The sequence below is a fragment of the Sporosarcina sp. FSL K6-1540 genome (assembly GCF_038620285.1).
Classification (GTDB): Bacteria; Bacillota; Bacilli; order Bacillales_A; family Planococcaceae; genus Sporosarcina; species Sporosarcina psychrophila.
In genome coordinates this window covers 3,558,284-3,572,776 of record NZ_CP152018.1, presented here as the reverse complement: position 1 = coordinate 3,572,776, position 14,493 = coordinate 3,558,284, and the positions used below count along the sequence as shown (strand labels likewise).

General features: G+C 41.0%; 11 protein-coding genes. 3 read left to right on the top strand and 8 right to left on the bottom strand.

Annotation, left to right across the window (positions count from 1 at the left end; genetic code table 11):
* The first annotated feature begins 185 nt into the window (after nt 1-185).
* Together MKY15_RS16885 and MKY15_RS16880 are read left to right on the top strand one after the other, a co-directional pair.
* On the top strand, nt 186-1,433 hold the full coding sequence (locus tag MKY15_RS16885) for an MBL fold metallo-hydrolase (protein WP_342538074.1): 1,248 nt from the start codon (nt 186-188) through the stop codon (nt 1,431-1,433).
* A gap of 2 nt (nt 1,434-1,435) precedes the next feature.
* Nucleotides 1,436-1,699 (top strand): DUF3006 family protein, encoded by a 264-nt coding sequence (locus MKY15_RS16880; RefSeq protein ID WP_340741962.1) that lies wholly within the window; start codon nt 1,436-1,438, stop codon nt 1,697-1,699.
* 77 nt (nt 1,700-1,776) lie between these two features.
* Here MKY15_RS16880 and MKY15_RS16875 read toward each other — a convergent pair whose 3' ends face one another.
* Nucleotides 1,777-3,228, bottom strand: coding sequence for an MDR family MFS transporter (locus tag MKY15_RS16875; protein ID WP_342539776.1), 1,452 nt, complete (start codon nt 3,226-3,228; stop codon nt 1,777-1,779).
* Nucleotides 3,229-3,592: 364 nt separating this feature from the next.
* Here MKY15_RS16875 and MKY15_RS16870 point away from each other — a divergent pair, with 364 nt between their 5' ends.
* Nucleotides 3,593-4,525: an LCP family protein gene (locus tag MKY15_RS16870; protein WP_067208451.1), complete on the top strand. Its 933-nt coding sequence runs from the start codon at nt 3,593-3,595 to the stop codon at nt 4,523-4,525.
* Between the two features lie 143 nt (nt 4,526-4,668).
* Here MKY15_RS16870 and MKY15_RS16865 read toward each other — a convergent pair whose 3' ends face one another.
* From MKY15_RS16865 to MKY15_RS16835, 7 genes are all read right to left on the bottom strand, one after another.
* Nucleotides 4,669-5,916: a glutamate-5-semialdehyde dehydrogenase gene (locus MKY15_RS16865; RefSeq protein WP_342538073.1), complete on the bottom strand. Its 1,248-nt coding sequence runs from the start codon at nt 5,914-5,916 to the stop codon at nt 4,669-4,671.
* A 16-nt stretch (nt 5,917-5,932) separates the two neighbouring features.
* Nucleotides 5,933-7,033: a glutamate 5-kinase gene (gene proB / locus MKY15_RS16860; protein WP_340741959.1), complete on the bottom strand. Its 1,101-nt coding sequence runs from the start codon at nt 7,031-7,033 to the stop codon at nt 5,933-5,935.
* Between the two features lie 621 nt (nt 7,034-7,654).
* Complete coding sequence (locus MKY15_RS16855; protein WP_342538072.1) at nt 7,655-9,694, bottom strand: EAL domain-containing protein; 2,040 nt, start codon at nt 9,692-9,694, stop codon at nt 7,655-7,657.
* A gap of 497 nt (nt 9,695-10,191) precedes the next feature.
* On the bottom strand, nt 10,192-11,262 hold the full coding sequence (locus MKY15_RS16850) for a hypothetical protein (RefSeq protein WP_342538071.1): 1,071 nt from the start codon (nt 11,260-11,262) through the stop codon (nt 10,192-10,194).
* 137 nt (nt 11,263-11,399) lie between these two features.
* Nucleotides 11,400-12,512, bottom strand: a complete 1,113-nt coding sequence (gene menC, locus MKY15_RS16845; protein WP_342538069.1) for an o-succinylbenzoate synthase — start codon at nt 12,510-12,512, stop codon at nt 11,400-11,402.
* Complete coding sequence (locus MKY15_RS16840) at nt 12,509-13,351, bottom strand: GNAT family N-acetyltransferase (protein ID WP_067208436.1); 843 nt, start codon at nt 13,349-13,351, stop codon at nt 12,509-12,511. The genes menC and MKY15_RS16840 overlap by 4 nt, the downstream gene beginning before the upstream one ends.
* 5 nt (nt 13,352-13,356) lie before the next feature.
* Complete coding sequence (locus MKY15_RS16835) at nt 13,357-14,493, bottom strand: M20 peptidase aminoacylase family protein (protein WP_342538068.1); 1,137 nt, start codon at nt 14,491-14,493, stop codon at nt 13,357-13,359.

Genomic DNA, 14,493 nt, shown 5'->3' with positions numbered 1-14,493 from the left:
CTATTATAAGGGCTGATGAGCTATTATAACAGGTGGAATTATTGGATATGCTTGTACAAAGTATGAACGCTTGGTCGTTGGTATTAAATCCCATTAATTTATCACATAATAACAATGTTATCCACAGCACCTATGTCTGCTACACTATACTAGTAAGAAAATACCCGAATGATAGAGGAGAAAAAATGATTAAGAATATATTTACCAGTCTTTATTTAATCGCGGGCCTACTTATTTTTGCAGGTTGCGGTCAAAGTACAACACAGTCACCTATACCTGATAATGTAAATGGGGATTCCGAATTAGTAGAAGAACAAGCAAACGAAGAACAGAACAAAGTTGTTAAAGTGGAAGATGCAGATTCCATTGAACAGCAAAATCTACCGCTCTCGAGGATGAAAGTTCATTACATAGATGTCGGACAGGCAGACGCCACATTGATTGAATACAACCAGGGTGATGAAGCATTTGCAGTACTCATCGATACCGGAGATTGGAGCTCCACAGAAGTTGTGTCCTATCTTCAAGCCCACAACATAACAGACATCGATATTGTCGCGATTACGCATCCCCATGCAGATCACATTGGGCAACTGGATAAAATCATCCGTACATTTGATGTATCAGAAGTATGGATGAATGGTGAAACTACGAATTCGCAAGTTTTCACGAGTGCACTTGCTGCAATTGAAGACAATAACGTAGATTACTATGAGCCTGAGGTTGGCGATGTATTCGACATTGGGCCGCTAGAGGTTGCAGTACTTCATCCGAAATCGCTGTCAGGCGATACAAATAACAATTCGATTGCGATTCGTTTACAATACGGAGAGATTTCCTTCCTCTTTACTGGTGACAGTGAAGAGGAAGCAGAAAGTGAAATGCTTAGTAGTGGTGCAAACCTAAAGGCAGATATTTTACAAGTGGGTCACCATGGCTCGAAAACATCAACAACCGATAGTTTTCTAAAGGCCGTTCAACCAGATATAGCGATTTATTCGGCAAGTGTTGACAATCAATACGGACATCCGCATATCGAAACGATTAATCGGCTTGAAAAAAGCGGTGTTCTCGTTTATGGAACGGATATTCACGGAACAGTTATTGTTGAAACAGATGGTAAGACTTTTAGCGTCCATACAAATAACCAAGGGACTATAAAGCACACACCACCTGAAGTAGAAACTGAAGTTGTACCTACACCTGAACCAAAAAATGAGACACAGCCAGTTTCAATTGCCTCATGTGTTAATATCAACTCAGCAAGTGAAGTGGAGGTACAGCGAATTATCCACATCGGTCCCGCCCGTTCACAAGATTTAATCCAACTCCGCCCTTACCAATCAGTTGACGATCTTAGGAAAATAAAAGGCATCGGACCTGCCCGGATTACCGACATTCTCACGCAAGGCATTGCGTGCACAGGAGGATAATTATGTATTCAGCATATCTTGATCGATTCACAGACAATGACAAAGCACTTCTTTTAGTTGAAAAGTTGCAGAAAGAATTCCATGTCGACATAAACACGCTCCCAATTGACAGCAAGGCTGGCACATGGTTTTTAGTTGAAATCCAAGGGGATGAAATCACTTCATTCCAAGTGGACGAAGGAAAAACAGCTGAAATGGAACAAGAAGTAGACGACAGAATACAACGGTTAAAACCCAAGAAAACCAGTCGCTTCAAACGAAACTAGTTGTAGTAGCAACTGTCATAAATCAAAGAAAAGCTGTCGCGCCCATTGTAAAAAATGGATGTGACAGCTTTAATGTTTTACTGTTTTTTAGTTACATCTAGTCTTTCATTACCCATATAGAAAACGGCAATAACTGCAATTCCAACTGGTATAAGTGACCAGAGATATGTGGCTGAAATTGATGTAGACATTGCATTTACAATCACATCCAATATATCTGGCGGGATGTTGGCGCGAGCTTCTGGCTGAAATACCGTTTGGATATTTCCAAGTGATTCCGGTCCGCCCTGCCCGCTTCCACCAAGTTTCGCAAAACCAGTGCTCATTTCACTTGTTAGCAATTTTGTTTGAATCGCACCGAAGATGGTAATCCCGAGGGCAAGGCCTAACGAACGGAAAAACGAGTTCGTTGAGTTAGCCGATCCCCTATAGCGGTAGTCCATTTCATGCATCGATGCAGAGGGCAGTAATGAAAAAGAAAACCCTACGCCAAATCCAACAAGTACCATAAATAGGGATAATGCGATTCGTGATGTATCAGGTGTGATTGTGCTCATTAACACCATACCGATTGAATAAGCGATAACCGAGATCACCATGATATTGCGATACGATGTTTTCGTCTGCAATATTCCTCCAAGAGCACTTCCAGCGACCGAACCAAGAAGCATCGGCATAAGAATAATTCCCGCATTTGTGGCAGATCCACCGTATACAGCCTGCACAAAAAGAGGGATGAAAATTGTCAGGCCAATAAATGTAGCACCATATAAGAATGCCAGGGCCTGGGATGATGCAAAAAGTCTGTTCTTGAACATCCAAAATGAAATAATCGGTTCTTTTGCTCTCGTTTCAGCCCATATAAAGACAATAAAAAAGACAATAAATATACTAAAGAGGGTAATACTTTGCCATGATAACCACTCAAACTTTTTCCCGCCCAATTCAAGCCCAAACATCAGGCTGACGACAGCTGTAACAAGTGTAATTGCGCCTAGCCAGTCGATTGTCTGCTTGATCGGTTGTGCAGCTTCTTTATAATAGCGAATGATCAAGAATAAAGAAATCGCGCCGATTGGAATATTGACGTAAAATACCCAGTGCCAGCTTATTGATTCCGTAATCCATGCGCCTAGCAAAGGACCTAGAACACTTGAAGCGCCAAATACAGCACCAAGAAGGCCTGTCATTTTACCACGCTGTTCAGGAGGAAATACATCAAAGACAATAGTGAATGCAATTGGTAATAATGCCCCTCCCCCAATTCCTTGGATCGCCCGGAATACCGCAAGCTGCGGAACCGTTTGTGCAAGCCCACAAAGAGCAGACCCAACTAAGAAAACAATGATACCAAATAAAAAGAACCTTTTTCGTCCATACATATCGGATAACTTTCCGAAAATCGGCATACCCGCAAGTACAGCTACTGCATAAGCAGACGTAATCCAAATGTAGCTGTCCACACCGCCCAAATCTCCCAATATTGAACCGAGCGCTGTCGCTACAATTGTATTATCCATTGCAGCCATTAATATTCCCAATAAAATCCCCGTCAAAACGAGGCGTAATCGTATCTTATCTTCCAATGCAGTCTCTCCTTCATTAAACACCGTTGTGAATTTTATAATGCTTTGCTTGTAAAAATGCCCAAACATTTCATAACTAAGTATACGAATTATAGCAGCAGAGTTTCTACATTACAATGCTGTTTCAACACTTATTTAAGTACTGATGCGAATTGTATTCGAGTAAATTTCAGGCTCTAAACTGTAAGAAACTAGAAGTCTTACTAATCTAGCTGGATCTTTCTTAATCTAATTGAAACTTAGACGTAAGGTTGAGCGTCTATATCCAGGTACACTTTTTCGAATGACACCAACTGGAGGAACTATAATGAATCGAGCAGATATGAAGAAAAATAAGAAACGTAGAAAATGGCCATGGGTCATTGCAGTAATCAGCCTAATAATCGGCGGTTTTGCATTGAATGTCTATTTTGACTTGACGTCAACGTTGAAAGCTATGTATAAACCGATTGACCGCGAATTATCTGAGAAGCGAGCAGAAGGAATTACTTTGGGTAACCAAGATCCGTTTTCAGTGCTTGTCTTGGGTGTTGATGAACGCGAAGGTGATAAAGGTCGCTCGGATACGATGATTGTAATGGCCGTTAATCCTAAGTTAAAAACGACGAAAATGGTCAGTATTCCAAGGGATACGTACACAGAGATCATTGGCCACGGGACCACAGATAAATTAAACCATGCGTATGCATTCGGTGGCATTCAGATGTCACTGGATTCGGTCGAGAATCTACTGGATATTCCCATTGATTATGTTATGGAAGTCAATATGGAAGGTTTCCAGACAATTGTAGATACCGTCGGCGGTATCAGCGTTAACAATCCTTTTGAATTTACACAGGATTCGATTCATTACGCTACTGGTGACATCACCTTGGACGGCAAAGAAGCACTATCCTATGTGCGGATGCGGAAAGGCGATCCTAACGGCGACTTCGGGCGTCAAGATCGACAGAAACAGGTAATTGAAGGAGTACTGCATGAAGGAACCTCCATAAAGAGTCTGTTAAAATACCGCAGTGTCTTCAATGCCCTGGGTGACAATGTAAAAACAAATATGACGTTCGATGAAATGGTAGACGTCCAAAAGAATTACCGTGACGCGGCTGGTAAAGTGGAGCAACTTCATTTTGAAAAAGGTGAAGGCAAGCGAATGAACGGCGGTATATGGTATTACATTATGGATGAAACAGAATTACAGGAAGTTACAGGTACCATGAAGCAACATTTGGAATTGAATTAAAGTAATCCGCGGGATGTTAAACTCCGCGGATTTTTTGATGTTGTTTGCTATGGGTTTCCACTTGCTGCTTTCGGGTGTACCCACTGTTTCACGGATTTACCCGCGATTTTCGAACATACCCTCGGATCCACCAATAATTCTCTCTATACCCGCACTTGCCCATTTCCACGGATGACATACTTTGTCGTTGTCAACGCCTTTAATCCCATCGGACCCCGTGCATGCAATTTCTGTGTGCTAATTCCAATCTCCGCGCCATAACCAAATTCAAAACCATCCGTAAATCGAGTCGAAGCATTATGATAGACTGCGGCGGCATCGACATAATTCAAGAAAATCGTAGCATGCTTTTCATCATTGGTGATAATCGCTTCGGAATGCTTTGTCCCGTATTTGGTAATATGAGTAATTGCTTCCTCCATACTCGTTACAATTTTGACACTAACTGTTAACCCGAGATATTCCGTTGACCAATCTGATTCGGATGCAGCTCGCACCTTTTCACATTCTCGAACAACAGTTTCATCTCCGTATATCTCCACATCGTTCTCCTGCAATTTTTCGATAAGTTCTTTTCCATACAACGTAAACCACTTGTCATGGATTAAGATTGTCTCAATGGCATTGCAAACGGATGGACGCTGAATCTTTGCATTCAATGCAATATTAGTAGCCATTTCTAGCTCTGCTGATTCGTCAATATAGATGTGGCAATTACCCGCCCCAGTTTGAATGACCGGAACTGTTGCTTCACGAATTACTGTTTCAATAAGTGTTTTGCCACCCCTTGGAATTAGAACGTCCAAGTATTCATTAAGCCGGAACAGTTCTTTTGCCGTCTCCCTGCTCGTATCTTCAATTAATTGGATAGATATTTTGGGAACATCACTTTTATCAAGAGCAGCATGAATTGACTTTATAAGAGCCAAGTTCGAATATTTCGCAGAAGAACTTCCGCGTAAAATGACGGCGTTCCCCGTTTTAAGGGCAAGCGTCGCCGCGTCAACAGTGACATTCGGTCTCGCTTCATAAATCATACCGATAACGCCAATTGGTACCCGCTTCACTTCAATAAGCAATGCATTGTCTTTTTCAATGGTCTCCACTGTCTCTCCAATCGGATCCTGTAATTCGATTAACAGATGGATGGCATTCGCCATGTCTTCTATTCGTTTTCCAGTGAGTAGGATGCGGTCAAGAATTGCGTCAGTAAAACCTTTCGCTTTTCCATCGTCCAAGTCTTTCTGATTTTCAGCAAGTATGGACGTTTGATCGGCCACTAATTGTTCGGCAATTAATGCCAGTGCTTTGTTCTTTTGGTCGGTTGTGATGTTCACCAACGAATAACTTACTTCTTTTGCAGCTTTCCCTTTTAAGTGTACTTCGCTCATGCTAAATCCCCTCATTTCATATTTGTGCCCAGCGGTCCCGGTGAATGACTTCAACAGCCGATGAAACTAGTTCACCTTCTTTTTCCTTGTTTCTGTCTTCAATCGCGTTTCTTAATTCACCAGAAGAATAACTTACTTCTCCTTTACCTAAAATCCCATTCACGCCAAATACTTCAACAACGTCACCTTTGTGAAAATCCCCGTTTACTTTAACAACACCTGCAGGTAATAAGCTTTTTCCGTTATATAAAATAGCCACTTCCGCCCCTTGATCAACGTGAAGTTCACCTGTCGATTCGGAATGCAACACGATCCATTGTCTGCTCGTATTAATCTTAGCGATAGCTGGATTGGAAATATAGGTGCCGTCGCCTCCCCCCTGTAAAATCGTTAGTAGTTTATTCGAACCTTCTCCCCTTCCGATGAAAACGGAAACACCTAGTGATGTTGCTGTTTTTGCAGCTAGTAGTTTTGATTTCATGCCACCTGTTCCCACTTTTGATCCCGTATCGGCAGCTCCTTTTAGTAAGTCATCTGTAATCTGTTCAAGATAATCAAGTCGTTTCGCTAATGGATATTTGCGTGGATTTGATTCATAAAGTCCATTAATATCCGTTAAAATAATAAGCTGGTCCGCATGGAGAAAGCCACTGACAAGTGCTGACAGCATATCATTGTCACCGAAAGTCAGTTCTTCAACAGAGACTGTGTCGTTTTCATTAATAATGGGCACGATTCCGCGTTCCAACAGTTCCGTCATAGTCGCAAATGCATTTCTATAGCGCTCACGATTCGAAAAATCGATTCGTGTCAATAAAATCTGAGCTGGCACGATTCCATGAACACTAAACTTTTCAATATAAGATTGCATTAACAAACCCTGGCCCACCGCCGAAGCCGCCTGTTTCCCTTTGATTGTTATTGGCCGCGATGAATAGCCTAACTTTGCAAACCCAGCCGCGACTGCACCAGAAGAAACAAGGATCACTTCATGCCCTGCTTTACGTAGTACGGCAAGCGCATCGATATGATCGTTGAATTTCGTTTGATCGATTTCACCTTTAACATTTGTTAAAGAACTGCTTCCTATTTTCACGACAATCCGTTGTTTTTTCATTCCAATACCCCATTCCTTCTTGTGGTGGAAAACAAAAAAAGCCCACTCGTCCTGATATTAAGGACGAAAGGGCTTAGCTTCCGCGGTACCACCATAATTGGATGCATGCGAACACATCCCACTTATCCCCATAACGCCGAGGGGGGCGCCTATGTTTTACATAAGACTACGAAGGTAGGTTCTGCGATTGTCGTGACGGAATCTTCCAGCTGATAAATTCCGCTCTCTTTCACAACATGGATTCGCATAGTAATCCTTCATCACCGTTCAAGTTTTAGAAGATTTTAAACTATCATACAACACTTAACTGAATTGTCAAGCGTGTATGAGTGAACTACTTTTACTTCAGATATTATGAACGGACAATGAATATCGTCACTGCCCCTCTAAAGTAACGACAAATAGTAATACTCCCATATGTCGGTGCCTTTTCAGGTATTGAAGTTCATTTTATTATGAGCAAGATGGTGACGAGAACAACAGGTAGAATTGCGAATAGAACGAATTTCTTATACATTTTTTCGTTAGTTCAAGCTTAGAACGTTTTTCAACTATTTAGAGCACCCTATAGATTATCCATAACATTTAATCTTTTAAACCATTCAGCATAGTTTCTTAAAATTAAACCGGCTTGCGCTGCGCTAACCAATTCAAAAGTTCTGTCGAAGTCATTGGCTTAGCAAAATAATAGCCTTGGAAGATTAACGACTCCGACTCTTGGCTTAGAAATTGTACTTGCTCTTCAGTTTCTACACCTTCTAGTACAATATCTAAATTTAACGTTCGACCGATTGCGAGAATTGCCTTGAGAATAGATGAATCTTTCTCAGATTGTGGTACATCGTCAATAAATGACTTATCTATTTTCAAAGTCGAAATCGGCAATCTTTTCAAGTAAGACAAAGATGAAACTCCTGTTCCGAAATCATCCAATGCTACAGAAAAACCTTTTTCTCGAAACGTATTGAGGGCTTTCACCGCATCTTCAATCGAATTCACTACACTCGTTTCCGTAATTTCTAATTCTAAATTATACGGTTCCAACTTATACTTTTTCACCATTTCCGTTAATACATTAAGTAGGATTGGTGATGTAACATAATCCCCAGGAATATTAATTGAAACGGGGTGTACTTGGAAAGTCGTTTTTCCCCACTCTGCAATCTGTTTGCAAACTTGCTCGATTATCCAGTTCGTGACATCTCCTATTCGTGTGCTTTGTTCAAGTATTGGTATGAAAGTTACTGGAGATAGCATACCGTATTTCGGATGCTTCCAACGAATCAAAGCTTCAAACCCCGACAATTCATTAGTACTAGCCCTTACTTTCGGCTGATAAACCATGAATAATTGTCCTTCGTGCATCGCACCTTCTATACTCTCTAGGATTTCTTCTTCGAATGAATGAGAATGGATTGCATTATCAAAACGAATCACCTGGTAATCATAGCGTGTCGATGGATGCTCTAACACAGTAAGCGCTTCTGTATACAAACGCTTCGGATCCCGATGTTCTTCCGTAGTTGACATCGCGCAGACCGCTTCAATCTTAATTAATTTGCCATCGATTTCAGTCAGTGCTTTAAGTTGCTCTGCAACCTTATTCATGGTGCGTTCAAACTCAACGATTCCGTCCACCCCCTGAAGAAGAAAGACAAAACGCTTGCCCTGAAGCTGGTAAAGTTTCATAGAGGATGATGACCACTGAGAGAAAAAACGTCCCAAATACTGAATAACTTTGTCTCCGAAAATATACCCTTGTTCAACATTGATTTTTTCAATGTCGGGGATATACCACATTGCAAGACTTCCATCATAAGAGGGACTGTTCAACATTTTCTCAAAGCTCCGCCTGTTTGGGATTCTCGTTAAGGACTCGAAATAGTTTACGCGGTAATCAATATACCGATCAATAAAACTCGATAATAGTAATAATAGCAGCAATAGACCCAAACCAATTGAAACTGAAATGTTAAGATAGTTCATATCCATTTGATGAATCTCATGCAGACTATCAATCTTGTCACGATGAATATAGTAAGTAGTCCCCATGAGTCCGGTATAATGCATGCTAGAAATTGCTAACCCCATAACGAGCGAAGTAACTGTTTTCAGGAGTTTATTTTTCAAAAGATGCTGAAGAGAAGAAAAAATGTAGATTGCGATAAAAGAAATACTAATTGCAATCGCCACAGATGCAGTAAAAATTGTGCGATCATATGTATAGATAGCATCTGATTCCATAGACGCCATCCCAATATAATGCATGGCAGAGATACCAATTCCCATTGCGACACCCGAAATCAAACTTAATCCAATCGTTTTTCGCGTGCGGTTGACTAAAGTAAACACTAAAAATGAACTTGCAATTGCTGGAATAATCGACAAAAATGTAAGCTCAGGTTTGTAAGTCATCGAAATGGGTAATAAATAGGCACCCATTCCAATAAAATGCATGGACCATATCCCGAACCCCAAAGCAACCGATGCTAATATGAGCCACAAATTTCGATGAAAAAAGCTATTCTCTTGCATTCGCTCATTCATGGATATCGCGGTATAGGAAGCAAAGCTCGCAATGATAACGGACAAAAGAATGATTGAAAAAGAGTATTCACCAACAACTACACTATATGATTCCATGGAAGGATGAGTAAACAAAATCGGTTCTCCTTTACAACTATTATAAGATAAATCTCTACTAATTATAGTTCTATATAATCATGTGTCAACCTGTTCCATTCTACCTTCAAGATTATTTCACAGCATTTCGAAAAAAACTCCTATCTTCAGGTTAACTTTGGTGAATCAACACATGTTCAATCCGTTAACAATAACATTCTGCAATCTAAGATATTACTATTTTGTTATTGTTGTAAAAAGTAGCAAACCCACCTTCTCTTCTTCCTATACCCAGAAAAAGCCCAATCGTCCTGGTATTAAGGACGAAAGGGCTAACTTTCGCGGCGATAATTCCCTCTATGTTTTTGCATAAGATTACGAAGGCAAATGCAGGAGTTTGTGATGTTGGGATTCGCTAGCTGATAAATCCCATTCTCTTTCACACCTTATTGCCACATATTACTCCTTCTTCACCACTCAATTACCGATAGTTTCAAATAACCAAACAATACTGAATTTGATTTGTGAAGCATTAATTAATTCGAAGAATCTATTTTACCAACTGTTCCTTTTTTCCTTGCCCATGTGAAGATAATTGCAGCAATTAATGTGAAACCTAGGTAGCCCATCACTGGATAGACAGTACCAACAAGTGTGATGAATCCAATAAAACTCGCGCCGAACGCAGCTACACCAAAAATTGTAACGGCACCTTTAAAACGCACTGTTTCAGTTTTAACGATACGAGCTGAAAATGCGTATAACATTCCAACCGCTGTATTGTAAATCATCCCCAATAAGATAATGGACATAATTGCCCCCATTATAGGGCTAATATTATTTGCCAAAAACAGCATTGGCATCGGTACACTTGCAATCGCTTTTAACTGAGTCAGCATTGAGACATTGATAAGCAGGATGAGTAGTCCCAATCCAAGACCACCGATGATTCCACCCCATGCCGCAACCTTCTCATCCTTTACAGTGCCACCCATAACCGTGAGCATCGCGGCTCCAGCTGCCAAATTATAAGAGACATATAAAATTGCGCCCAGTAGCCAATGGGATGCACCTTTATTTTGAGTGACAACAGCGGCTGACAGATCAGCAGTAGCAAAGTCAAAATTTATTAATGAGTAAACTGTAATTACGATCACTATTAATAGTAAAAACGGAGTAAATGCTCCGATGAGTGTAATCACTTTTTGAACACTCAACGTTACCGTCAATATGGTTACAATCGCCATCAAAATACTTCCAATGAAACTAGGAATGCCAAATTGCTGTTCAAAAATTGCGCCAGCCCCTGAGAACATGACTACAGTTACCCCGAAAAGGAAAAATGTAATAATAACATCAACAAGTACCCCTAAATAACGACCACATATATGATAGATTACACGTTGATGAGACTTAGTTTGCAAACGACTTCCCAATTGTGTCAAGTTCATCCCTAAAAATGCAAATAAGACAGTTGCTACAAGTGTTCCAACGATACTAATTGGTCCAAAACTAGTGAAAAACTGTAAAATTTCCTGACCTGATGCAAATCCTGCTCCAACAATCACTCCGATAAAAGCTCCAGCGATTTGAAAACTTTTTCTCATTACTCATCCCCCGTTTTAGCCGCAGTGTCTCTTTATAGTCAAACTACTACAATAGATTTTATTTTCTGATTTCTCCAATCAGAAAGGACGATTTAAGTCATCCTTCCCTACACCTATTCAGCCTTTCTCATCACACCTCATTCAGCTTTGAAGTGTAACTCGTCTACCGTGAATTTATTCATAGCTTTCAAGTTGGGTTCGTAACCTATTCCATATGCGGTTGGAACAGTAATATAGCCGTCCTCCACTACAACTTCTGGAGTAATAACGTCTTCCTCCCAGTAACGTGAGGATCCAGCAGTGTCGCCTGGTAATATGAAGTTTGGAAGTGTTGTGAGCGCTACATTATGCGCACGGCCGATTCCTGATTCCAGCATTCCGCCGCACCAAACAGGTATTTGACGTTCCATGCAATAATCATGAATTTTCTTCGCTTCAGTAAGACCTCCAACACGACCGATTTTAATGTTAATGATTTGCGTACTACCAAGCTCAATCGCTTTTCGTGTATCTTCAAGGGAGTGAATGCTTTCATCCAAACAGATTGGTGTTTTCAATTGTTTTTGTAATTTCGCATGGTCGAAAATATCGTCTGAAGCAAGCGGCTGTTCAATCATCGTCAAGTTAAATTCATCCAGCTGTTTGAGAAGTTCAATGTCGTCCAATGTATAAGCCGAGTTGGCATCTGCCATAAGTGGCACATCCGGGAAATTCTTGCGCAACTCGCGGATTACATCAACGTCATAGCCCGGTTTGATTTTCACTTTAATACGCTTGTATCCCTCTTCCACAAAACCACGTACCGTTTCGACTAGATTAGCAATATTTTCATGGATCCCGATACTGATACCCACTTCAATTTTATCGCGTTCGCCACCAAGAGCCTTCGCCAATGTCAATTTGTTACGCTTAGCATAAAGATCCCAAATTGCGCCTTCCAAAGTGGATTTCGCCATATTATTTTTACGGATTGCAGCGAACAATTCACTTACTTCGTCGGGATGTCCGATTTCCCTTCCTAATACGATAGGTATCAGAAAATCACGGATCATATGTAAATTCGTTTCAAGTGTTTCTTCGCTGTACCAAGGCGAGTGAAATGCCACTGACTCCCCCCATCCCGTATTACCCAGCTCATCTTTCACTTCAAGTAACAGAAAATCTTTATCTTGGAACGTACCAAAACTAGTTGTGAACGGGTGCTTCATTCTCATTTTCATTTTTCGGATGTTGATTTCTTTTATAATCATTCGGATTCTCCTCTATTTTTTATTGTCAGTGGAATTGTGTTTCTTTTTACAAATTGATAATAATGAACGCCTTCTTCAGACCTATTCACTCCTACTAGCGCATAGCCAGAACCAAATAACGATTGAAAAACGGTCCTTATTTTCAATCGCCAGTCGAGCGCTAGTTCAGGTTCATTCTTTTTGATCGACTGAAATTGTTCTGGTACCGGAACTTCAACACCAACACTGTTTAACAGGACATTTTCCGAATCCACAACTAGTGTTGGATTTCCTTTATGGGATTTCTCAACTATAAATGGTCGATCATAGTCGGAAACTTGCGGTGTCCACTTGTCCTCGACCCTTTCGCTCGAAACCCACCATTCGACTTGAAGACGGTCTGATGGTAATCCTTTGTTCAAACCATCTTCCATTTCACCGTAACAATTCACTAAATAAGTATCACAAATTGCGTACAGTTTCGACACATTTAAATAAGCATTGCGACTTTCCAATGGATCGAATGTCCAAGTAATCAAATTGTATCCCATTTCCTTGGCAATTTTAAGCTGTTCATCCTTTAGCAACTTTCCGATTCCCATCAGTTGATAGTTCGGAAGAATGCCAAGCATATGTGAACATAAATACGGCTTACCATTGGTGAAACCCGGAAAACCATATGAAAAGCCAACGATTTCATCACCTAAGAAAGCGCCTAACAATAACCCGCCATTTTTCGCTGCTGTATAGGTTTGATGAGTCGGTATCGGTTCAAGGCCCCAGATTGCTCGTTCAAGCGATTGGACCAGGCGCATGTCTTCATTGGTTTCTAGTTTGCGAATGGATAGGTTGACGTCCATTTGGTTCACTTCCTTCTCTCTAACTGCCCGAATGAATGGATGACCGTTCGAACGAGTATTTCAATTCCGGTCAGTATACTATCATGATTGAATGTCATGTTGGGATGATGAAGGCCTGGCGATAAGTCGCAGCCAAGACCGAGCATTGTCGCTTTAACAGAAGGTCTTTTTAATGTGTAGTAATGGAAGTCTTCTCCGCCTGGTGTGACAATAGGCGGCACCAAAAATTGTTCCCCAACTGTTTCCCTTATCGCTTGTGCCATCATTTCGACAGCAGTGTCATCGACTTGGGCAGCTGCAATTTCCGCGATTATTTCATAATTAATGATAACATCAGACAGTTCTGCAACCGAACTAATCGCTTTATCAACTAAATTCATCAGTTTGTCCATAACCACGTTTGTTTTGGCGCGTAAATCCAGACTAAATACTGCACTTCCGGGAATGATGTTGGCTGACTCTCCACCCGCTTGGAACATCGTCATTTTTGCAGAATGCGGGACCATTGGGTCAACGTGGATGGAGTGGATTGCCTGTACGAGAAGTGCCATCACTTCTATGGCGTTTTGTCCAAGATGCGGTCTTGCTCCATGCGCATCTGTCCCCACGATTGTTCCTTTAATCATTTTTGCAGCACCATGCATAATGGCTGGGGATGCATAGCCATGACCGATTTCTTGAATCGGACGGAGATGGACACCATACAAATAGTCGATATCGTCAACGATCCCTTTTTCCACAAATGATAATGCGCCCGTCCCCTTTTCCTCAGCTGGTTGAAAAATCACTTTTAGTCGCCCGTTTTTCGGATACCTAAGCTTTTTCAAAACGAGTAAAGCGCCAATTGCAATCGTCATATGCGCATCATGTCCGCATGAATGGTTCGCTTGAAAGACCCCATCCACTTCCTGCCAGAGTGCATCGATATCTGTTCGAAGTCCAATACAAGGATCACCAGACCCCAGTGTTACTACAAGTCCCGTTGAATCGTCGAATGTCGTAACTTGAAATCCTTCATTCTCTAACAATTGTTGCAAATAATTTGTCGTCTCAAATTCCTGCCAACTAATTTCAGGATGTGAGTGTAAATGGTTAAAAACCTTTTCAACAATCGGCTTCATTTCTTGTAACACTGCTTTCAT